Raw genomic sequence first — 22,603 nt, 5'->3', positions numbered from 1 at the left:
ATAACCTCTGCCCAAACACAAGGATGCACCCCATGACAGAAATCAGCCGCGTCGCCCTTTTTGGCAAACTCAATTCGCTAGGTTACAAGGCGGTCGAAGGGGCCACCGTCTTTTGCAAGATGCGTGGCAATCCTTACGTCGAGATCGTGCATTGGCTGGCCCAGATCGTCCAACTGCCGGACAGCGATTTCAAACGCATCTGCGATCATTTCAAGGTTGATCCGGCGCGGCTGGCCTCTGACATGACGGCGGCACTTGATGCCCTGCCGCGCGGCGCCAGCAGCATCAGCGATCTGTCCGACCACCTTGAGGATGCGATGGAACGAGCCTGGGTCTATGGGTCGCTGTTGTATTCCTCTAGTCAGGTGCGCACAGGTCATCTGGTGCTGGGGATGATGAAGACCAAAAATCTGCGCAACAGCTTCCTTGGCATTTCCAAGGAATTCGCGCGCATCCTGCCCGACGATCTGGCCGAGCATTTCCATGAGATCACTGATGGTTCCCCTGAAGACAGCCTGACCGCGAAGGATGGATCGACCACCGGTGGCGGTGCCGTTCCGGGCGAGGCATCGGGTGCGATGTCGCCCGCGTCGATGGGCAAGGAGGAGGCGCTAAAGCAGTTTTGCACCGACATGACCCAGCAGGCGAAGGATGGCAAAATTGACCCCATTGTCGGGCGCGACGAGGAAATCCGCCAGATCGTCGATGTGTTGATGCGCCGACGCCAGAACAATCCGATCCTGACGGGCGAGGCGGGCGTCGGCAAGACAGCCGTGGTTGAAGGCTTTGCCCTTCGCATTGCGCGTGGCGATGTGCCGCCCGCGTTGCAGGGCGCGCGGCTGTTGGCGCTTGACGTGGGGCTGTTGCAGGCGGGCGCCAGCATGAAGGGCGAATTCGAAAACCGTCTGAAGTCGGTCATTGAAGAGGTGCAGGCGTCGACCACGCCGATCATCATGTTTATCGACGAAACCCATACGCTCGTGGGGGCAGGTGGGGCTGCTGGCACGGGCGATGCGGCCAACCTGCTGAAACCGGCGCTGGCGCGTGGCACGTTGCGTACCATTGGCGCGACCACATGGGCCGAATACAAGAAACACATCGAAAAGGACCCGGCGCTGACCCGACGCTTTCAGGTGGTCGCGGTGGAAGAGCCCGACATCGCCCGCGCCGTGATGATGATGCGCGGCATCGCCAGCATGTTGGAGAAACACCACAAGGTGCAGGTGCTGGATGAAGCGATTGAGGCGGCGGTGTCGTTATCTGCGCGCTACATCCCGGCCCGGCAACTGCCAGATAAATCCGTGAGCGTACTCGATACAACCTGCGCCCGCGTGGCCGTCAGCCAGCACGCTGTTCCGGCCGAGGTTGACGACGCGCGCAAACGCATCGACGCGCTGAACACTGAGATGGAGATCATTGGCCGCGACGAGACCGCAGGCTTTGACGTGACCACCCGCCGCGCTGGCGTTCAACTGATGCTGGACGCGGAAAAGCAGCGGTTAAGCGAGTTGGATGTACGTTGGGAGGCGGAAAAGGCGGTCGTTAAGGATATCCTCGATCTGCGGGCCAAGCTGCGCGAGGGTGGCGCTAAGGTGGACGGTCCTGCGCAGGACGCCGACACCGCACCGCCGCAAGAGGCGGCAGGCGATGACGACCGCGCCGCACTGATGCAGCAGCTCAAGGCCAAGAACGCCGAGCTTCATGCCTTGCAGGGGGAAAACGCGTTGATCCTGCCCATCGTCGATCAGCAGGCGGTGGCATCAGTGATCGGCGATTGGACAGGCATCCCGGTGGGCCGCATGGTGCGCGATGAATTGGAAACCGTGCTCAATCTCGAAAGCCATCTGGCCAAACGCGTGATCGGACAGGACCACGCGATGCAGATGATCGCCAAACGCATCCAGACCAGCCGTGCGGGCCTTGATAACCCTAACAAGCCCATCGGGGTATTCTTGCTGGCGGGGACCAGCGGCGTGGGCAAGACCGAAACCGCGCTGGCCTTGGCAGAGGTGCTTTATGGTGGAGAACAGAACGTCATCACCATCAACATGTCCGAGTATCAGGAGGCCCATACCGTCAGCAGCCTGAAAGGTGCGCCCCCGGGATATGTCGGCTACGGCGAGGGCGGGGTGCTGACCGAAGCGGTGCGGCGCAAACCCTACTCTGTGGTGCTGCTCGATGAAGTCGAAAAGGCGCACCCGGATGTGCACGAGGTATTTTTTCAGGTCTTCGACAAGGGGGTTATGGAGGACGGCGAAGGCCGGGTTATCGACTTTAAGAACACGTTGATCCTGCTGACCTCGAACGCTGGGTCTGACATGATCATGGATATGTGCAGCGACCCCGATCTGCTGCCCGAGATTGACGGGCTGACCAAGGCGTTGCGCGATCCCTTGCTCAAGGTGTTCCCGGCAGCCTTGCTGGGGCGGATGGTTACAATTCCCTATTATCCGCTGAGCCCCGATATGATCGGCAAGATCACGGTGCTACAGCTTAACCGGATAAAGAAGCGGGTCACCCAGAGCCATGGCGTGCCGTTCGAATACACGGATGCCGTCGTGACCGAGATCGTGAACCGCTGTCAGGAACTGGAATCAGGTGGGCGCATGATCGACGCGATCGTGACCAATACCATGCTGCCCGACATTTCTGCCGAATTCCTGAACCGAATGATGCAGGGCAAGGCCGTCACCAAGGTGGCGATCGACGTCAAGGACCACGACTTTACCTACGCTTTCGATTAACCTGAGAACGGATGTCCGTTCGTTCCGTGAATTGAGGATACCATGGCCGAGGAAATCAAATATGCCATGACGTTGAAGGGCAAAGCCAACCCGCCCGGTCACCGCTTGATTGCAGGGGTGATCGAGGGCGGCATCAACGCGCTGCCCGTGGCCTATATGGAATTCACCGCCCGCAACAAGGCGCTGGATCTGTCAGAGCTGGTTGGCTCTGAGATGGGGTTTTGGTTTGAGGACGAAAACAGCAAGCGGCAACCGTTCTGGGGCATTTGCATCGCCGCCGAAGCCAAGGGCGCGCATCATGGTGACGGGCTTTATGTTGCGGAAATCCGCCCTGCGCTGTGGTTTCTGACCCGGTCGCGCAACAACCGGATTTATCAGAACATGAAAACCACGGCCATCGTGCAGGATATTCTGGGCGATTATGGTTTCAGCGGTGATCTGAAGGTCAACCATTCCGGCACCGACCCAGAGCGGGAATACTGTGTTCAGTACCGCGAAACCGATCTGGATTTCATCAAGCGGCTGCTGGAGGAGGATGGGTTTTACTTCTATTTCGAACATGAGGATGGCGCTGTCAAAATGGTGCTTGCTGATCAGCCCAGCACCCATGGCGCAGTGACGGACGAAGACAAATACCTGTTTTTGGACGAACGTGCCGAGGGTGCGCGCGAACGGGTTATCAAATGGAATGCCGTCGAAAAGGCGGTTACCGGCAAGGTGACGCTGCGCGACTATGATTTTACCAAGCCCAGTTCCGACCTGACCGCCGCGTCGCTGCTGGAAAGTGGTAGTCACAGCCATAAATCCTATGAGGCTTATCGCTATCCGGGGGGGTATACGGACGTCTCTGAGGGCGAAAAGCGGGCCGCGGCACTGGTCGAGGCCGAAGCGGCCGGGCATCAGCGTTGGCACGGTGAGGGCACGATTGCCAATCTCAACGTCGGCAAATTGTTTGAACTGATTGACCACCCCCGCCACAGTACGCCTGCGCTAAACGGATTCATGGCGACCAAGGTCAAACAGTTCTTTCGCACGCGCACGGCAAGCAATGAAAGCGTGGCATCGGTGTTGCAGGCGGCCCATGCGGCGGGCATCGCGGGGCATCAGCACTTTCAGACGGTGTTCGAAGCCGTCTTGAAATCCAAGGCCTTTCGAATGCCGATGCTGACGCCGCGCCCGGAGATGACCGGGCTTCAGACCGCGATTGTGACCGGGGCCTCGGGCGACGAGATTACAGTCGACAAATATGGGCGTATCAAAGTGCAGTTCCACTGGGACCGCGATGGCAAGAACGACGATAAGACCACCTGCTGGGTGCGTACAATGATGCCGTGGACCGGCAAGAACTGGGGCATGGTGGCGCTGCCGCGTGTGGGGCAGGAGGTGGTGATCCAGTTTCTAGAAGGTGACCCGGATCGCCCACTTTGTACCGGGATGCTGTATAATGCGGATACGATGCCACCCTACGAGCTGCCCGGCAACGCCACGCGCACGGGGATCAAGACCAACAGCTCCAAGGGGGGTGGCGGCTATAATGAGTTGATGTTCGAGGACAAGAAGGGTGAGGAACTGGTCCGGTTCGAGGCGGAAAAGGACTATACCCAGACAGTTCAGAACGCGGCGCATATCAGGGTCGGGTACACGCATGACAAGGACAAGAAAAAGGCCGAGGCGCAGGACGTTCGCAGCATGAAACTGGAGGTGGAGAACCATCTCGATGAGATAGTCGAGAAGGGGGACCATTCCTTTTCCGTGAAGGCCGGAGAACAGAAGATCGACATCAAGAAAGACAAAACCGAAGTGATCGAGGGCAAATCGACGCTGACGGTCACCGACGATGTTGCTGAGACAGTAAAGCAGGGCAATGTCACCCAAACTGTCAGCCTCGGGAACCTAAGCACCACGGTCAACACGGGCAACATATCGGTCGATGCGGCCTTGGGCAAAGTTGCCATAACCGCAATGCAGGAAATTTCGCTGACGGTGGGGGGCAGTTCGGTTGTGATTGATCAAATGGGCGTCACCATCAAAGGAATGAATGTGAAGGTGAACGGTACAATTATGGTCGCAGTCAGCGGGCTGACCACCGAGGTCAAAGGCAGTGCAATGTTGACGCTGCGCGGCGGCGTGACGATGATCAACTAGGGGGTATGATGGTGACCAAACGGTTCGACGATCTGAGAAAGATACCCAAGCAGCCCGCGATGCGCCTGCTGTCCCTGGCCAATGCCAAGTTGCAAGCACCTATCAAAGCGGCGGCCAGCGCATCGGTGTCCGAGGTGATGACAGAGTTGGACGCGCAGGGTCGCTTTGCCGACATGTTGCGGCTGTTGTCTGTCGCCCTGCCTGCGCGTGAGCGTACTTGGTGGGCCTGTCTGGCTGCGCGCGATGTCATCGGCCCGGTTGATACCTTGCCACTTCCGCTGGCGCTGGCGGAATCTTGGGTTCGCAAGCCCGGTGACGCCACGCGCGACAAAGCGCGCGAGGCCATTGATCACGCTGATGTGGATGACGATACGGTGTTGTGCTGCACCTGCGTGATCTTTTGCGATGACACCATGGGCACCGGTGATCTGGCACAATACCCTGCCCCTCCGGGGGCGGCACAAACGGCAGCCTTTGCGATGAATATCAAAGCATTGGCAGATGTTTCTGATGTTGCCGCCGCTGCGCAAGTCTTGATCGACCGCGCGGTAGACATCTCGCGCGGGGGGAACGGACAAATGCCCTTGCCCGGAGCAGTGCGAGAGGAAGCAGACGCATGACGGCCCCCTGCGCGCGCATCACCGATATACACATCTGCGCCCTGTTCACCGGATTGGTGCCACATGTTGGTGGGCCGATATTACCGCCCGGCGTCCCGACGGTGCTGGTTGGATCGCTGCCCGCAGCGCCGATGGGCAACATGGCGACCTGCGTGGGGCCACCCGATACATTGGTCAAAGGGTCCGCGACGGTGCTGGTCGGCAGCCGACCCTGCGTGCGGCTGTTCATTGATCCGACCGCCCATGGCGGCATTGTCATGGCACCGGGCTGTCCCACGGTTTTGGTTGGCGGATAAGGGAAAGCATGAGCGTAACACTGCATTTTCAAACGACGGGCAGCGTACCGGGCAACGCACAGCCGGTTCGGATGCTTGGCACGTCCATGACCGTCGGGCGGTCGGACGTGAACGATTTGGTTCTGCCCGATCCCGAAAAGATGATTTCGGGCCGCCACTGCGCCATTGAGGACCAAGGCGGCAATATTGTCGTCATCGACCTGTCCACCAACGGCACTTTTCTGAACTACGGCAAGATCGCGCTGGGCCAGACCCCCACACCGCTGAACAACGGCGATATCCTGTCGATTGGTGCCTATGAGCTGATGATCGAAATTTCCCAGCCCCAGACGGCGCCGATCGCCGACCCACTGGCAGATGAACAGGTCAGTCCCGGCACGGCGCGTGACATGTCCGATCTATCCGACCCTCTGGGCGACAGCAGTGGCAAGGATGATTTCATCGACGGGTTGTTGGGCGGGGCAACATCCGGCCCCTCCAGCGTAAAACGTGATCAATTGGGCGACGATGGGTTAATGCCGCCCCTGGGCGAAGACGATGATTTTCTGAACAAGCGCGTCGATCACAGCGGCCCCGCCCATAGTGCGCATTCTGCCGCGCTGTCAGACATGATCCAGACACCCGCACCAGCCACGAGCGCGATCCCGGACGATTGGGACATTGACCTTGAACTGCCCAGCCCGGAGGATCACGCCGACGATGATCCTTTCGCCGCGCCCGCAGCCGAACCCGCTGCGGAACCCGCGCCTACGCCACCGCTGCCCGAAGCGGTGACCCTTGCGCCAACGGCGCCTGCGCGCGCCACGCCTCAGATCGGGGACACCGCGGCGGCACGGACGTTTCTTGCTGCACTTGGGGCAGGGGATATTGACCTGTCAGACGATGATCTGGAACCGGCGATGCAGCGGTTGGGCGAGGTTTTGCATACGATGATCGCGGGCGTGCGCGAAATTCTGATGACCCGCCAATCTATTAAGTCAGAGTTTCGCATCAACCAGACTGTCATTTCCGCCGGGGCCAACAATCCGCTGAAATTTTCGGTCAGTGTCGACCAGGCCATCGAGGCGATGGTGCGCCCGGCGACCAAGGGGTATTTGCCCGCTGCCGAGGCCGCACAGCAGGCGCTGGATGATATCAAGGCCCATGAGGTCGCGATGATGACCGGAATGCAGGCGGCACTGCGCGGTGTACTGGCCGAACTTGACCCCGCCAAATTGTCAGAGCGTATCGCCGCAGACAGCAGCCTGCGGTCGGTGTTGAGCAATAAGAAAGCCCGCTATTGGGACATCTTCGAGGCGCAGTACGACAAGATATCGGATCAGGCCGAGAATGATTTTCACGACCTTTTCAGCAAGGAATTCGCCCGCGCGTATCAGGCGCAACTGGAAAGGCTAAAAAAACAATGATGATGGAATTGAGGGCAGATTATGTCGTGGGATAGCAAGGTGTTGTGGACCGAAGGTTTGTTTCTGCAACCGCATCACTTTCAACAGGCCGACCGCTATACCGAGGCGCTGGTCGCGGGGCTCGCGCGCCGTGTGGCACCCTATGTCTGGGGGGTGTCCGCGCTGGAGATCGACCAGGAGGTGTTGAAGGTCGGTCAGTTTGCTATCAAATCCTGCGCTGGGCTGACGCAGGATGGCACCGTGTTTCGGGTGCCGGGATCAGAAGATCATCCGCCCGCGTTGGATGTGCCGGCGGGGACCAAGGATTGTGTGGTGTATCTATCCGTCCCGCAGCGCCGTCAGGGCGCGGCCGAGGCCGAAAGCACCGGGGCGGAACTGTCCAACACGCGGTTCCGCATGGCCGAGTTGGAAGTGACCGACACAGCAGGCAGCGGCAAGAAGGCGACGGTGCTCACGGTGGGAAAGCTGCGCCTGCAATTCGCGCTTGAGGTGGACGATCTGGCCGACCGGTTGGTGATCCCCATCGCGCGCATCATCGAAGTGCGCCCGGACCAGGAGGTCATACTCGACGGCGCCTTTATCCCGTCCTGCCTTGATATTCGCGCAGCAGCCCCGCTGATCGGGTTCGCGCAAGAGCTTGAAGGGTTGCTGGCCCACCGCATGACCGCGCTGTCGGGCCGCATTGCGCAAAGCGGCACCACGAAAGGCGCGGCGGAAATACAGGATTTTCTGCTGTTGCAGTCCATCAACCGCCTGTTGCCCGTCGTGCGGCACTTTCTGACCATCGAAAACCTGCACCCGGTGCAGTTCTACCGCGATTGCGTTGGGCTGGCGGGCGAATTGTCGACCTTCATGGCGCCTCAGAAACATCCGCCAGAGTTTCCCGACTACCAACACCACGACCTCACAACCAGCTTTGCCACCGTGATCCGGCTGCTGCGGCAGTATCTGTCATCGGTGCTGGAACAGACCGCCGTGGCGATCCCGCTTGATCCGCGCAAATACGGCATTTCGGTGGGTGTGATCGCAGACCGCAAGCTGATCAGCACCGCCGGTTTTGTGTTGGCCGTCAGCGCCGATGTGCCCGCCGAAAACATCCGCCGCCATTTTGCCGGACAGGCCAAAGTCGGTTCGGTCGAGGAAATTCGCCAGCTGGTCAATTCTGCGTTGCCTGGTATTCCGATGCGCCCGCTGCCGGTGGCACCGCGCCAAATCCCCTACAGCGCCAATGTCGTCTATTTTGAGCTGGATAGTGACAGCCCGATTTGGGGCAAAATGACCACTTCGGGCGGGGTCGCGGTGCATGTCGCCGGGGAATATCCGGGCCTGCAAATGGAACTTTGGGCGATTCGCCATGGATAGGGACGCAAACATATGATCGGCGATGACGACGATCCTTTTGCAGAACCAAACGACACCGACCGCACGGTGATCCGCCCCAATCCGGGTGGCCGCAGACCTGTTGCCGCCAGCCCGGCGGCCCCCGTTGCACCGCCGCCCGCATCCCCCGGCGCAGAGACATCGAAGTCTGCTGCGAGCGACAGCACCGTGGCCGCGTCGCTGACCGGGCAAAACCCGCTGAACGCCACCGCGTCTACATTGTTTTCGCTGGTCAGCCGCATCCGCAACCGCGCGCAACACCCCGATCCGGATGCGCTGCGCCGGTCTGTCGTGGCCGAGGTGCGCGCATTCGAAGCCCGTGCGCTGCACGAAAAGATTGACCCGGCAGCGATCAAAGTGGCGCGCTATGCCATCTGCGCCACGCTGGACGATGTGGTGCTGAACACGCCGTGGGGCGGGACATCGCAATGGGGCCAGCAAAGCATGGTCGCCACCTTTCATCGCGAAACCGTGGGTGGAGATCGGTTTTACGACCTGCTGGCACGGTTGGAACAAGATCCGGCCAACAACATCGACATGCTGGAATTTCTCTACATGTGCCTGTCACTTGGATTTGAGGGACGGTTGCGCGTCGAACAGGGCGGGGCGGACAAACACAACGAAATCCGCATGGGGCTGGCCCGTATCATCCGCACCCAGCGCGGAGAGGTCGACCGCGCGCTGTCGCCCCATTGGGAGGGGCTGAACGTGCCGCACCGGGCGCTGTCGGCCTGGAAGCCGTTCTGGATATCGGTGGGCGCCGTGGCGGCAATGCTGGCAGTGGGTTTTATGACGCTGTCCTACCTGTTGAACGCACAGACGCAGAACGTCGTTGGGCAGCTTTCCGTGCTTGACCCGGGCGGGCTGGCCACGCTGGAACGGCGCGCGCCCCCCGTGGACGTGCCGGTGATCCCCGCTGATGACGCCCAACTGAAACGGGTGACCGAATTCCTGCAACCCGAGATCGACGAAGGGCTGGTAACAGTGCTGCACGACGCCAATGCCATTACCATCCGCATCGCGGGCAACGGCATGTTCCGCTCTGCCTCTGATGCGCTGGTGCCCGACTTTAAAAAGCCGCTGGACCGGGTCGCCACTGCACTATTGGAAACCAAGGGGCCGATCATCATCGCGGGCCACTCCGATGCCTCGCCGATCTCCAGCAAACGCTTCAGTTCAAATATGGCGCTGTCGCTGGCGCGCGCCGAAACGGTATTCAAGACGATCGCCCCGGTGTTTCCTGATGCCAAGCGCCTGCGGGCCGAGGGGCGGTCAGACAAGGAACCCATCGCCAGCAACAAGACATCCGAGGGCCGCGCCATCAACCGCCGCATTGAGATCGTATTGGTGCGGGAGGAACAGACATGAGGGTGCTTCGCGCGATATTCTCTGGTGTGGGCATCACCGTGATGCTGGGGTTGATCCTGTCTGCCTGTGTGTGGTTTCTGGGCGGCTACCTCGCCTTGGGCGAATGGCATCCGTTTGACAGCGCGATGGGGCGGCTGGTGGGCCTCGCGATCCTGTGGATATGTGTGCTGCTGATCATTCTTGTGCTGCTCTTGACCGCAAAAAAGAAGGATGAGGCGCTGACCGACGACGTGGTCACCATGGCCGAAGTGGTGGACGTCGAGGATGAGATCGTCACCGCCGAATTGGACGAGATGCGCGGCAAGCTGAAATCAGCAATGACTAAGCTGCGGCGATCCAAAACTGGGCGCACCCATCTGTATCAATTGCCATGGTACATCATCATCGGTCCACCGGGTGCGGGCAAGACGACGGCCATCGTCAATTCCGGTCTGCAATTTCCGCTGGCCGAAGACGGCGAGGCGGCGGCGATTGGCGGCGTTGGCGGCACGCGCAACTGTGACTGGTGGTTTACCGATGATGCGGTGCTGGTCGACACCGCCGGGCGTTACACCACACAAGAAAGCGATGCCGAGGCGGATAACGCCGCCTGGCTGGGGTTTCTTGCCATGCTCAAGAAACACCGCAAGCGCCAGCCGATCAACGGCGCCATCGTCGCCATCAGCCTGAGCGACCTGTCTATGCAGGATGAAGTGACCCAGCAGGGTCATGCCACCGCGGTGCGCCGTCGCCTGCACGAGCTGCGTGAGAAACTGGGCGTGCATTTCCCGGTCTATATCCTGTTCACAAAGGCCGATCTGATCGCCGGTTTCAGCGAATTTTACGATGGGCTGGGGAAAGACGACCGGGCGCAGGTATGGGGCTTTACCCTGCCGTTCACCAAGAAGGGGACAAAGGCGCGGGTGGTCGAGGCCTTTAATGCTGAGTTCGATCTGCTGGTCGAAAGGTTGAATGCGCAACTGCTGGAGAAGGTCCAGCATGAACAGGACCCTCAGCGGCGCAGCATGATCGCGGGATTCCCGGCGCAGGTCGCCTCGGTCCGTGGGGTTGCGCATGATTTCCTTGAGGCGCTGTTTCAGGACAACAAATATGAACACCGCCAAATGTTGCGCGGGGTCTATTTCACCTCTGGCACACAGGAAGGCACGCCGATCGACCGGCTGATGATGGGCATGGCGCGGACATTCGGCATCGGGCGGCAGGCGATTGGATCGGGACGGGGTACGGGGAAATCCTATTTCCTGACGCGGCTATTTGATTCCGTGATTTTCAAAGAGGCAGGTCTGGTCTCTGCCGACGACCGGGTAGAGCGGCGCTATCGCTGGACCAAACGCGCCGCCTTTGCCGCAGTGCTGCTGGTGGCCATCGGGATGGGCAGCGTTTGGGGCCGCAGCTATCTGGGCAATGCTGAACTGCTGGCGCAGACTCAGGCGGGCATCGCGCAGTACCGCGAGCAGGCGGCGCTGATCCCGCCCAGCCCGGTGGGCGACACCGATCTGATTTCCATCGTGCCTGCACTGAACACCCTGCGCGACATGCCGGGCAACCCGGTAGAAGGCAGCGTGCCGCGCCCCGAGGGGCTGGGCTGGGGGCTGTATCAGGGCAAGCTGCTGGGCAATCAGGAAAGCCTGACCTACCGGTCAGCGTTGAATACCCATCTGCTGCCGCGCCTGTTGTTGCGGTTGGAAAACCAGATGCAGGGCAACATCAACAACCCCGATCTGCTGTATGAAACGCTTAAGGTCTATCTGACCATCGGGCAGGTGGGACCGTTGAACCGTGATCTGGTGCTGGGCTGGATGCAGGACGATTGGGAGGCGGCCTTTCCTGACATCAGCCGCGAGGCATTGCGCGCCGATCTGACAGGTCATCTTGAGGCGTTGATGTCTGCACCGATGCAGCCGATCGCGCTGAACAACGATCTGGTCGAAGCCGTGCAGCGCGTGCTGACGCAGATGCCGCAATCACAGCGGGTCTATAACGGGATCATCAACTCCAGCGTCGCCACATCGCTGCCGGACTGGCGGCTGACGGATGTCGGCGGCCCGGCGATTGCCCGTGCCTTCAGCCGATCGTCGGGCAAGCAGTTGAACGACGGCATTCCCGGCATCTACACCTACTCCGGCTTTAACGACGTCTTTCTCGAAGAGGCGCTGACCGTCGCCGCGCGCATTCAACGCGAAAGCTGGATACTGGGCGAGGCGGGCAGGGCAGAGCAGACCGAAGGCGCGCTGATCACCCTCAGCCGCGATGTGCTGGCGCTTTATTACGATGATTTTGTCCTGCAATACGACACGCTGCTAGGGGATATCGACGTGATCCCACTGAGCGATCTGCCCAACGCGGTAGAAGTGACAAATGTGCTGTCGGGGGCCACGTCGCCCATCCTGAACGTGCTTGACGCCGTGGCACAGGAAACCAAGCTGACCGAAGACCGTAACCCAGGCGCCGCCGTTGCAGGCGAAGGGGCGGGGTCGGTGGCAGGGTCGTTGTTAACGCGCCGTCTGTCACCCACCAGCCGCCTCATGCTCGAAGCAATGAAAGAGGCACAGGCCGCCCAGACCGGCCAGCCACCCGCGCCACCCGGTGCCTTTGTCGAAAGCCATTTCGCCTGGTTGCACCAGCTGACAGACAAGAAAGAAGGCCAGCCCTCGCAGCTTGATGGGCTGATCGACCTGCTCAAGGAAGTCTATCAGGATTTGAGCAATCTCAACTTTGCCGGGGGTGTCGGAAACCCGCAGGAAAGCAGTACCGCGCTGCCCCGGTTTCAGGCTGCTGCCGGACGGATCGAGGATGGGCCGCTTAAACGCTGGGCCAGCCAGATCACCGTGGGGTCCAGCGGGGTCGCGACCGAAGGCACCCGGGCGGGTATCAATGCGCGCTGGCAGGAAAGTGTGCTGCCGCTTTGCGAACGGGTAACGACAAACACCTATCCGTTCAAACGCCGCGCCACGTCGGACGCGCCGCTGACCGAATTTTCCGAACTGTTCCGCCCCGGCGGTCAGATGGACACGTTCTTTAAGCAGAACCTGGACAAATTTGTCGACACGGCCAAACGCCCATGGAGTTTCAAGAAGGTGAACAACACCGATCTGGGCATATCGCCTGCGGTATTGGTTCAGTTTGAAAATGCCGCGCTGATCCGTGATGCATTTTTCGCAGGCTCGGCCGCGCTGAATGTGGGTTTTCAGATCACGCCAGAGGCGCTGGACCCCAAAGCCGAAGGGATCCTATTGGAGATCGACGGACAGGGTGTCAGCTTTGAACATCGGCAGGGCGTGCCGCGCCCCTTTGCAATCCGCTGGCCCGGTGCGGCGGGGATGGCGCGGGTCACTTTTACCCCCGAACAGCGCAATTCTGAAAGCGCGATCACGCACAATGGGTCATGGGCGTGGTTTCGGATGCTGGACGCTGCCGAGGTGCGCAACACCAACGCGCTGGACCGCAAGCGGGTGATCTTTAACATCGGCGGGCGCATTGCGATTTTTCAGATGCAGTCGGGCACCTCGCTCAACCCCTTCACCCTCAAGGCATTGGGCGCATTCAGCTGCCCCAAATCGTTCTGATTTGAGCGCCGTCGCAGCATATGGAAAAATTCCCGCGTTGGGTGATTTTTTCCGCATCGGGGCGGAGCCTGCCTTTGTCGCGGCGTGGGACCGTTGGCTGCAGTCGACACTGCACAGCGCCCGCGCGGCGCTTGGGCCACGTTGGGAGGGTTGCTATATGTCCGCGCCGATCTGGCGGTTTTCGCTGGCACCGGGGTTGGCGGGGCCGGGGTTGATGGTCGGGGTGATGATGCCCTCAGTTGACCGGGTGGGCCGGGCGTTTCCATTGACACTTGTGATGCGCGGGGCAGGGCGCGATGTGATGGCGGCACACCAATGTCATGCAGCCACCTTTGACGCGTTGGAGGAGATTGCCCTTGCGGCGTTGGACGAAACGGTGACCCGTGCCAAACTGGCCGAGGCTATGGCAGAGGTGCATCCCGTAACCACGGCCGAGGTTGCTCGTGATGCGACGCGATCTGTGAAACGGATCAGTGTTTGGTCCGCCCTTAACGGCGATGCAGCGCCGTATCTCCGCGTTTTTGACGGTATGCCACCCGCCGCGCATGCCAGTGACTTCTTTGATCCGATCCCGAGCGTGGACGCGGCTGCCGCCGCGCCACGTTGCGCGCAATGACGCGCCTGCGCCATAACGCGGTGACCCATGTGGGACTGGTGCGCAAGATTAACGAGGATTCCATTCTGGCTTTGCCGGACCAGAAGATTTGGGTCGTGGCCGATGGCATGGGGGGGCATGCAGCGGGCGATATGGCCTCGCAGATGGTGGTGGATGCCGTGGCGACGCTGCCGCTTGATATTGCGCCCGCTGATCAGATGCAGGCCCTGCGCGAAGCGATCCAGCAGGCGCACCGCAGCGTTCTTGCCGAGATAGCAGCGCGCGGCGGCGTGACAATTGGCGCGACTGTGGTGGCGCTGATGATTTCGGGCGAACATTTTGTCTGTTTTTGGGCGGGTGACAGCCGCCTCTATCGGCTGCGCGGCGGCCAGATCGAGATGCTGACCGCCGATCATTCCATCGTGGGCGAGTTTGTCAAAGCCGGGCAGATGACCTGGGATGAGGCGGAAAAGCACCCGCAATCCAACGCCATCACCCGCGCGGTGGGGGTGGGCGATGAGTTGGACCTCGACAAGGTGCGCGGGCGCATTGAGCGCGGTGACCGGTTCTTGCTATGCTCGGACGGGCTGAACAAATATGCGGGTTTCGACAGGTTGCGGGACGCGATGAAGGGAACACCGATCGAAATCGTGACCGAAAAACTACTGGCCATCGCGCTTGAGGGCGGCGGGGGTGACAACATTTCGATCATCGTGGTGGATGTGATTTAGGCGGTCCGTCACATCCCGCTGGGGACAAACACCTTTGCGTTTGGGTTTAGTTGGTGCGCCGGGACGATCTGCGCTTTCTTGACGGCGCTGTTGGCCGGACTGCGGCTGAGCGAGGTCAGTTTGACCTTGTTCTCACCGCTGGAAGTATCACCCTTGGCCAGATTGATGACCTGTTCATCGGTCAGCGTCACGGTATTGTCCTTTTCATAATGGCTGTTCTTGCTGGTCCAGCTTTCATGTCCATCCTTGTCGTTGCTGACAAATACACAACCTGCATCGGCGCGATGCTGATCCGACGTCATGAACAACCAGGTGCTGTTGCCCCCCGCCGCATTGCGTGCGGTGCAGACATAAGGATGTTTCTTGGCCAGGGCAAAGGCATCGAAATTGCCTTTTGGCGGTTTGGCCTGACTGGTTTCAAAAAACAGCACAAGTCCGACGACGATCTCACTTGCATCCTTGATCTTCATTTGACGCCTCCCGTCAGGTGGTGAAAGTCGGCCCCGATAATCAAAATTTCAGGGCTTTGCGGTCGTTAATATCCGGCTATCCAGCGTGCGCACGACGCCGGTGTAATTTTCCAGCGCGTCGGCATAGCCTCCGGCACTTTCGGTAGTGGGGCGCAACCCATCAAACATCTGATCCTCGGCGCTGATCACCACGATCTTGGTCTTGCCGAGTGACGTGTCGTCCACGGTAAAGGCCAGTTTGCTGCCATCCGCCGCTTCGTTCAGCGGAAAGGCGACCCGGATGCTGACCGGGCCGGGTTGCCCCGCCCGCAGCGCGGCGATGTCGTTTTCTTCGGTCAGCAGGTTGGGCATCAGGTGAAAGACATTGCCCGATACATCCAGCGCCGAAACGAACAGGAACCCATCCGTTGCCTCTGCCGGGATCACCACGTCGATCACCGGGTTTTCACCGACGAAATACCGCCCCGCCACGTTTTCCGACCCATCTGCCCCCATGGAGAAGGTGATGCCAAAGCCGCCTTCGGGTGCATTGGGCAGGACTTCGTCAACCAAGCATAGTGTCGGATTCAACACATCGACATTCAGCAGCAGATCACGGTCGCCGATGGTTTCTACCAGATCATCTGACAGGGCGACACGCGTTTCAATGCTGGCAACCTTACCTAGCACCAGCACTTGCGCGCCCGTGGCATATCCCACGCTGGGCGGGTCGACCAATTGCAGCGGGCCGCAATCGGCGTGCGTGGCGAGGATCGGCGCGAGGGTTTCCGCCTGGAGGATCGCGGGACGAAAGACGATCTCGGCCCTGCCGCTCAGCCCGGCAGGCATTCCGCCCTGGTCAAAAGCCGAGGTCAGTTGCGCCTGTTGGGTGGCGTCCTCGGTCGTGCCGGTCACCGCCACCGCGTTGCCTTCTGCCAATACGCGCCACTCGGGGAGGACGGAGACCATCCCGATCAACTGGGCGATGCCGGTGCCCCAATCGGGTGCGATGTCACCACTTGCCAAGGTCAGCTGCGCGCTGCCTCCCAGCTCTTCAATCAGGTTTTCAATCTCGGCCTGCATCGCCTTGGAGGGGACATGGCCCACGACCTGCACCGGCTGATCCGGCTGTCGCTGCGCGATCAGGGTATAAGGGTCTGCAATGGGGAGCTTCGGCCCCAAAATTCCGTCCAACAGTCCGGCGAAATAGCCACCTGCGGCTAGTGCTGCGATCAGAACTACAGCGGCCACGGCCATGAGGCCACCACGCCCGCGCGCCCGCGCGTCAGGTGCTTTGGCCGGAGAGGGGCCAGCGGGCGTCGTCGGCGGCACCGTCTTGCGTGGCACGATGACCGTGCGGTCGCTGTCGTCGCCATGATCAATCTCGGCGGCGTTGACGGCCCCGGTGCCGGGGCTGTCGATCTCGGCCAGCACAGCCTGCGCGGTCTGCAGGCGCGCCTCGCGGTCCGGCTTTGTCAGCTTGTCGATCAAGGATTTAAGCGGTTCTGGCACCTCGCTGGTGTCCAGCGGCTTGGTCTTGTGGGCGATCACCTCCATCGGGTTGGCGCCAATGTTTGGTGCGCGGCCCAGATACGTCGCCAGCAGCAGCGCCCCAAGTGCATAAAGATCGGCGCGTGCATCTGTCTGCCCGCTGAGTTGTTCGGGTGCCGCATAGGCGTATTTGCCGGCAAATTCATTGCCCACGATGGTTTCGGCGCCGGGGTTGGTGTCTTTGGCGATACCAAAGTCGATGATCACCGCATCGGATGGGTTGCCATTGCGCAGGATGATGTTGTCCGGCGACAGATCGCGGTGCACGATGTTCTTGCCGTGCGCAGCGGCCAACCCTTCGGCCACACGGCGCGCCACGACCATCAAATCTTCTGCCGACATGCCCCCGTCACGGATTTTCTTGTCGAGCGCGGGACCTTTGACGTAGTCCATGACCAGATAAACCAGCCCGTCATCGGTGCGCTGGTTGTCGTAGTAGCGTACAATGGCGTCATGGCGAATTTCGCGCATGTCCTCTTCGCGGGTCATCAGGGCCAGAAAATCTTCGTTACGCGAATATTCCAACCTCAGCGCCTTGACCGCCATCACCCGGCCCGAAATCTCGCTGCGCGCGCGGTAGACCTCTGAGGTGCCGCCACGACCCAGCACCTCTTCGATGCGGTAGGTGTTGTTCAAGACATCGCCGACCTGAAAAATGCCGCGATGCCCAGTCCCGTCCTGCCCTGCGCCGCTCATTGGGGCGGTCCGGCGTCAGTGCCCTGTACCACGCTTAGCTGAGGGCCTGGAATTCGACGCGCCGGTTCACATCCGCGCGTGGGTCGGCGGCATCAAAGGGAAACCGTTCGCCAACGCCCTGTGCTTCCATCCGGTCTTCGGGAAAGCCGCAGTCGCTAGAGAGGTAGCGCTTGACCTCTTCGGCGCGCAGTTTGGACAGGCGTTCGTTATAGGCGGCAGAGCCGGAGGCATCTGTATGGCCCAGAATGCGGATTTTCTGCACATCCGCCGCTTTCAACGCCGTGCACAGTGCCACCAGTTTTGGTTTCTGGTCCTCACGCAGGGCTGCGGAATCAAAGTCGAACGACACGTTGACGTTGACCTGCTCTTCCTTGGGCACTGCGGTGGCGATCTCTTGGGTTGTGGGGGCAACGGCGGCAGTTGTGCCGGTATCTGCGCTACCATTCACGTTGGGCGTGGCGATGGTAAGCCCCCGGGTTTTTTGCTTTTTGAAGTTCTCGGTCATTTCTTCCACGCTTTGACCCTGAGCCGATTGGGCGTGCGCCGGGGCGGTGACGATCGGGGTCGTCATCAGGCCTATTCCAAGAATGACACTGGCCGCAGCCAGAATGATGTGCTGTTTCATGTCAAAAACTTTCTGAAAAATACGAGGTTACCCTGCGTAAAGTCTATACCAACCCTGTCCGTATGCCAATGATTATTGCCCAAGCCCCCAAGGTGCAGACCCGTTGACTTACCAGCGGCGCTGGCCCAATTTACTCTTATATTCTGTGAAATTTTATCAAAGGCGGGCGTACGAACATGCGCGTTGTCCCGATCATTCTTGGCGCAATTGGTCTGCTCATGCTGCCGCTGCTGTGGCTCGCGGTGCAAGCAATGATGGGCGACAGTTATGAATACGACGCAACCGGCAGCGGCATTGACAGCGGCGCCCGGATCGAGATCGAGAGCCTGCGCCAGCAGATCGAGGCCCTGCAGGGCCAGATCGAACAGCTGCAAGGCCAGGTTAAGGAGATCGCCGCCAGACCCATCGGAGGTGGGGCGCAGGTGACCATCGGTGCAGTGCCGCAGGATCAGGGGTTCGTGGCGGACGGTGACAATGCCATCCTCGATGCCTATGCGCAGGTGGTGCTGATCGCCAACCGCCGCAAGGTCAACAAGGGCATCAACGTCGCGGGATCGCGCTGGCTGGAGCAGTTCTTGGGCCGCCCGCGCGAAGTGTTGAGCAACGACTGCGAAACGATGACCAATCCCAAACTCAAGGCGCTGCTGGTTGTGGCTGATGTCGGACCGATCAAAGTCCAGATGTTGCAGCCGGCGGTGGACAGCCTGACGCGGGTTTTTGAAAAGGTGCGTGCGACCGATCCTGATCTATATGCGCGCATCAACACCGCCGGGTCACTTTGCGTGCGCCAGATACGTGGCACAGTGGGGCGCACATCGACCCATTCCTTTGGTCTGGCGGTAGATCTGAACATCGACGGTCGGCTCGACACTTTGGGCGACGGCAAGACCCAGCTTGGCCTCACCATACTTGCCGATTTCTTTAACGAAGAGGGCTGGGCCTGGGGTGCGGCCTGGGGGCGCGAGGATTCGATGCACTTTGAGGTTTCGCAACAGATGCTGGAAACATGGCGTAAAGAGGGTAAGATATAATGCAATCACCACAGTATCGATTCAAGGATGTCACATGCGCCTGATCCTGATCTTGTTGCTATCGCTGCTTCCGTTCTCGGCCTTGGCTGACACCCGTGTGGCGTTGGTCATCGGCATGGCCGATTACGACACGGTGGTCAAACTTGACAACACGCTGAATGACGCGCGGGGGGTTTCTGAAACGCTGTCTGACATTGGTTTTTCCGTAACGACACTACTGGATAGCGATGCCGACGCGCTGCGCACTGCCGTAGAAGAGTTTGCCTTTCGTGCCGAAACTGCCGATCTGGCGCTGATCTATTACGCCGGTCACGGGGTAGAGGTGTCGGGCGAGAATTTCCTTATTCCGATTGATGCGCAAGTGACATCAAATCAAGACATCCAGCGGCAAGGCGTCTCGCTGAAGCAACTGCTTGCCTCGGTCGACAACGCCCGAAAGATGCGCATCGTGATCCTGGATTCCTGTCGCGACAACCCGTTTGGCGACGCGCTCGATCTGGCCGCGCTTGAGGAAACCGCCGCCCAGGCCGAACAGACCCGCAGCATCGGCTCTGCCGGGCTGGCTCCGCCATCGCCGGACCGTGGCACGTTGGTTGCGTTTGCCGCCAAAGACGGCGCACGGGCGCTGGACGGCAGCGGCGACCACAGCCCGTTTGCACAGGCGTTGATGGACAATCTGCGCAAACCGGACCTTGAGATCAGCCTGATGTTCCGCAAAGTCCGCGACGATGTGCTGGCCCAGACCAACAACCAACAAGAGCCGCATACATATGGGTCACTCTCCGGCACGCCGTTTTATGTGGCAGGCAGCGCCGAGGAAGGATCGACTGTTCTCACGGCTGCCAATCCGCGCGTGGCCTGGGCATCGCTAGCGGGCGACCAAGAGGTGCAGCTTGCTGCGCTGGCCGATCAGGGCGACACAAGGTCGATGCTTGGGCTGGCCTATATGCGACTTAACTCCGTTGATCCCCGCTATGCCCCGCAAGAGGCCGCCGATTACCTGCAACGCGCCGCCAGTGCTGGATCGGCCGAGGCGCAGTTTGAATTGGCGCAGCTATATGAAAAGGGCCTGGGCGTGCCGCAAGACCCGGTGCGCGCGCTGGCACTTTATCAGCAATCGGCGGATCAGGATTTTGCCGATGCGCTGAACGATCTGGGGTTCATCTACTTTCAGGGCGGTCTGAACGTCACCCGTGATCCGGCGCGGGGGCTGACGTATTTCGAACGCGCGGCAGACATGCGTCACCCGCAGGCGATGTTCAATTTTGCGGCGATGATTGACGACGGCAATATCGAGGGGCGCGGCCCGGCGGATGCCGCCGAGTACCTCTACCGTGCGCTGCGCAGCGGGGCTGAGGATGTCTACAACCTGCTGCGTGATGAGCCCACGATGTTCAAGGTCGAGACACGCAAGGCCTTGCAGCAAAAGCTGTCGCAATATGCCTTTTACGAGGGCACGATTGATGGTGATTTTGGCGCAGGTACGCAGCGGGGTATTCGCGCGGCATATGGCCTGACGGAATGAGCGAGGCCGCCCGCATCCGCGCCGATCTGGCGCAGATGATGGACGGTCTGACACAGCTTGCGATCACCTTGGGGACAGAATTGGCGCGTGGCAGACAGGCCAGCGATGCAGGTCTGCGGCGGTCCATGGCCGAGGTGACCCGTCTGACCGTAGGTTTTTCCCAATTCATTATCCGCGCCGGGGCCTTACCTGCCGCCGGACCCTCATCAGATCGCGCAGCATTGCAGCGCGAGTTGTCGGCGGCGCGCCTGCAAGTGGCCGAATGGGCCACCTACGAGCGGATGATTCTCGGCCAGATTTCAACCGCGCCGCGCCCGCTATATCCTCGGCCTGACAGCGTGACGGGCCACCAATCCACGCGGGATGCGGCCACTGACGCCTTGTTGGATGTGTTGCACCATGTGCTTAATCCGGCGGCCCAAACGGACACGGCGCGCGACCACGGATGCCATGCCGATATCGCATTGCCACACAGTATTTTTGCCCGTGACGTCCACGCCGCCTATCGCGTCCTGCTGGCGCGCCGTCCTTCGCACCCGACCCGGTTTCTGGATGTCGGCTGTGGTGGGGGGCTCAAGGTGCTGGCCGCCGCGCGGTATTTCGATCGCTGCGACGGGCTGGAGTATCAATCGGACTATGCCCATGCTGCCGATGCGCTATTGGCCTCTGCGGGCGCGGGAACCTGCCGGATACTAACGGGCGACGCCCTGACGTTTGAGACCTATGCCGACTACGACGTGATCTATTTCTTTCGCCCGCTGCGCAGCGGTGATCTGCTGCACCAGCTGGAAGATATCATCACCCAAACCGCCCGCCCGGGTACGCTGCTGATCGCGCCTTACTTGTATTTCGAGCAGCGCCATCGACACATCGGATGCGCCCATATCGCGGGCCATCTCTATCTGACCCAAAGCAGTCAGGCCGAGGCCGAAGCGCTGCGGCATCTGGCCGAGCAGACCGGGCTTAACCTTAGACCTACACGGGTGCCTGCAAAGAACATTTGGCAGCCGATCTTTGCAACCTCGGCCGCACGGGGATTTGCGTTCTAGAGTTCTGGTTCTTTGATGCAGGTTGCCGCGCCGCTGTCGGGGGTAAAAGCCAGTAGCTTTTGCGCTTGGCCCTGATCTACCCCGGCTAGGATCACTGGCCCTGCCACGGCGTCGTCCAGCACAATCGCCATCTGGTTCAACTCGTAGCAAAAGAAACTGTTGCAGTTATTTGCGCGCCGATCACGGCGCAACGAGCAGCCGCCAACGCCGTGATAAACGCATGACCCGTCAACAGATCGTTCAGGCAACGCCGCAAGATACTCTGCGCGCAGGGTAACTGCGTCAATTTGTGGCGCAGATTCCATGACCGCCCGTAGCGAACTGGCCGTCAGGAACGCATGGGTCTCGCCGCCGCCCTGACGGCAGCAACTGCCCTGACAGGCCGAACATCCAGCCGCCGCTAACGCTGGTGGCACTGGCGGGGCGCTGCCGCTGTCACGGGCAGGGGTCAACTGCTGTTCGGTATCAAATGCCAAGGCGATTATTCGGTCCAAATGTGCGCAGAAGGCTGCCAGCCGATCCTCGGGCAGGGGGGCAAGCGCGCCATTCTGATGCGGCACCACCGCAATCACGTCACCTTCCGCCAACTGGCCCGACATCTGCTGACGCACTGCTGCAATCTTGTCGCTGTAATCCTGCGCCCGTTCGGCACGCCGCTTGGCTGCCCCTTTGATGATATGAACCTCAAAACAGTTTTGTGCACCACAATGACCGGGGTGAATGGCCTGATGCATACTGATCGGTGCCGCACAATAGGGGCATTTGCCCTGTCGAAAGGCCGGAACCTGTGGTGTGTCTGTTGTCATTGATCCACCATGACTTAGCT

Annotated in this window: 17 protein-coding genes; 13 read left to right on the top strand and 4 right to left on the bottom strand. The window is 60.5% G+C overall.

Features of this window, described 5'->3' with window-relative positions; translation table 11 throughout:
- Positions 1–32: 32 nt before the first annotated feature.
- From tssH to AC1965_RS10770, 10 genes are read left to right on the top strand one after another with little or no spacing between them, the layout of a single operon-like run.
- Entirely contained in the window at positions 33–2,744 is a 2,712-nt protein-coding gene (gene tssH, locus AC1965_RS10815) for a type VI secretion system ATPase TssH (RefSeq protein ID WP_483883879.1), read from the top strand.
- 42 nt (positions 2,745–2,786) lie between these two features.
- Positions 2,787–4,889, top strand: coding sequence for a type VI secretion system Vgr family protein (locus AC1965_RS10810; RefSeq protein WP_483883878.1), 2,103 nt, complete (start codon positions 2,787–2,789; stop codon positions 4,887–4,889).
- A gap of 5 nt (positions 4,890–4,894) precedes the next feature.
- The gene (locus AC1965_RS10805) at positions 4,895–5,509 is read left to right on the top strand and encodes a DUF6931 family protein (protein WP_483883877.1); all 615 of its coding nucleotides are present in this window, start codon (positions 4,895–4,897) and stop codon (positions 5,507–5,509) included.
- Positions 5,506–5,805, top strand: coding sequence for a PAAR domain-containing protein (locus AC1965_RS10800; protein ID WP_483883876.1), 300 nt, complete (start codon positions 5,506–5,508; stop codon positions 5,803–5,805). The genes AC1965_RS10805 and AC1965_RS10800 overlap by 4 nt, the downstream gene beginning before the upstream one ends.
- 8 nt (positions 5,806–5,813) lie before the next feature.
- The gene (gene tagH, locus AC1965_RS10795) at positions 5,814–7,211 is read left to right on the top strand and encodes a type VI secretion system-associated FHA domain protein TagH (RefSeq protein WP_483883875.1); all 1,398 of its coding nucleotides are present in this window, start codon (positions 5,814–5,816) and stop codon (positions 7,209–7,211) included.
- A 21-nt stretch (positions 7,212–7,232) separates the two neighbouring features.
- A complete protein-coding gene (tssK, locus tag AC1965_RS10790; RefSeq protein ID WP_483883874.1) occupies positions 7,233–8,573 on the top strand; it encodes a type VI secretion system baseplate subunit TssK in 1,341 nt (446 codons plus the stop codon).
- 12 nt (positions 8,574–8,585) lie between these two features.
- Positions 8,586–9,959, top strand: a complete 1,374-nt coding sequence (icmH, locus tag AC1965_RS10785; RefSeq protein ID WP_483883873.1) for a type IVB secretion system protein IcmH/DotU — start codon at positions 8,586–8,588, stop codon at positions 9,957–9,959.
- Positions 9,956–13,525 carry a type VI secretion system membrane subunit TssM gene (gene tssM, locus AC1965_RS10780; RefSeq protein ID WP_483883872.1) on the top strand — a complete coding sequence of 1,190 codons (3,570 nt, stop codon included), beginning with the start codon at positions 9,956–9,958 and terminating at the stop codon, positions 13,523–13,525. The genes icmH and tssM overlap by 4 nt, the downstream gene beginning before the upstream one ends.
- A gap of 37 nt (positions 13,526–13,562) precedes the next feature.
- Positions 13,563–14,141, top strand: coding sequence for a type VI secretion system-associated protein TagF (tagF, locus tag AC1965_RS10775; protein WP_483883871.1), 579 nt, complete (start codon positions 13,563–13,565; stop codon positions 14,139–14,141).
- Positions 14,138–14,851 (top strand): PP2C family protein-serine/threonine phosphatase, encoded by a 714-nt coding sequence (locus AC1965_RS10770; RefSeq protein WP_483883870.1) that lies wholly within the window; start codon positions 14,138–14,140, stop codon positions 14,849–14,851. Before tagF ends, AC1965_RS10770 begins: the two co-directional genes overlap by 4 nt.
- Positions 14,852–14,859: 8 nt before the next feature.
- Here the strand turns inward: AC1965_RS10770 and AC1965_RS10765 are convergent, their stop codons facing one another.
- Genes AC1965_RS10765 through AC1965_RS10755 form a run of 3 tightly spaced genes read right to left on the bottom strand, consistent with a single transcriptional unit; the run spans position 14,860 to position 18,172 of the window.
- Positions 14,860–15,321, bottom strand: coding sequence for a PABP-interacting PAM2 motif-containing protein (locus AC1965_RS10765; protein WP_483883869.1), 462 nt, complete (start codon positions 15,319–15,321; stop codon positions 14,860–14,862).
- Between the two features lie 48 nt (positions 15,322–15,369).
- Positions 15,370–17,547, bottom strand: a complete 2,178-nt coding sequence (locus tag AC1965_RS10760; RefSeq protein WP_483883868.1) for a serine/threonine-protein kinase — start codon at positions 17,545–17,547, stop codon at positions 15,370–15,372.
- Between the two features lie 34 nt (positions 17,548–17,581).
- A complete protein-coding gene (locus AC1965_RS10755) occupies positions 17,582–18,172 on the bottom strand; it encodes an OmpA family protein (protein WP_483883867.1) in 591 nt (196 codons plus the stop codon).
- Between the two features lie 176 nt (positions 18,173–18,348).
- Between AC1965_RS10755 and AC1965_RS10750 the strand changes: the two genes are divergently transcribed.
- From AC1965_RS10750 to AC1965_RS10740, 3 genes are read left to right on the top strand one after another with little or no spacing between them, the layout of a single operon-like run.
- Positions 18,349–19,203, top strand: a complete 855-nt coding sequence (locus AC1965_RS10750; RefSeq protein ID WP_483883866.1) for a M15 family metallopeptidase — start codon at positions 18,349–18,351, stop codon at positions 19,201–19,203.
- A 34-nt stretch (positions 19,204–19,237) separates the two neighbouring features.
- Positions 19,238–20,728: a caspase family protein gene (locus AC1965_RS10745; RefSeq protein WP_483883865.1), complete on the top strand. Its 1,491-nt coding sequence runs from the start codon at positions 19,238–19,240 to the stop codon at positions 20,726–20,728.
- Positions 20,725–21,777, top strand: coding sequence for a class I SAM-dependent methyltransferase (locus tag AC1965_RS10740; RefSeq protein ID WP_483883864.1), 1,053 nt, complete (start codon positions 20,725–20,727; stop codon positions 21,775–21,777). Before AC1965_RS10745 ends, AC1965_RS10740 begins: the two co-directional genes overlap by 4 nt.
- Here the strand turns inward: AC1965_RS10740 and AC1965_RS10735 are convergent.
- Positions 21,774–22,583 carry a hypothetical protein gene (locus AC1965_RS10735; RefSeq protein ID WP_483883863.1) on the bottom strand — a complete coding sequence of 270 codons (810 nt, stop codon included), beginning with the start codon at positions 22,581–22,583 and terminating at the stop codon, positions 21,774–21,776. The two genes, AC1965_RS10740 and AC1965_RS10735, sit on opposite strands and share 4 nt — an antisense overlap.
- Positions 22,584–22,603 lie beyond the last annotated feature (20 nt).

This window comes from Sulfitobacter sp. KMM 9851, from assembly GCF_057178245.1.
Note: the sequence above shows the minus strand (reverse complement) of the source record. Positions and strands in the feature narration are given on the sequence as shown.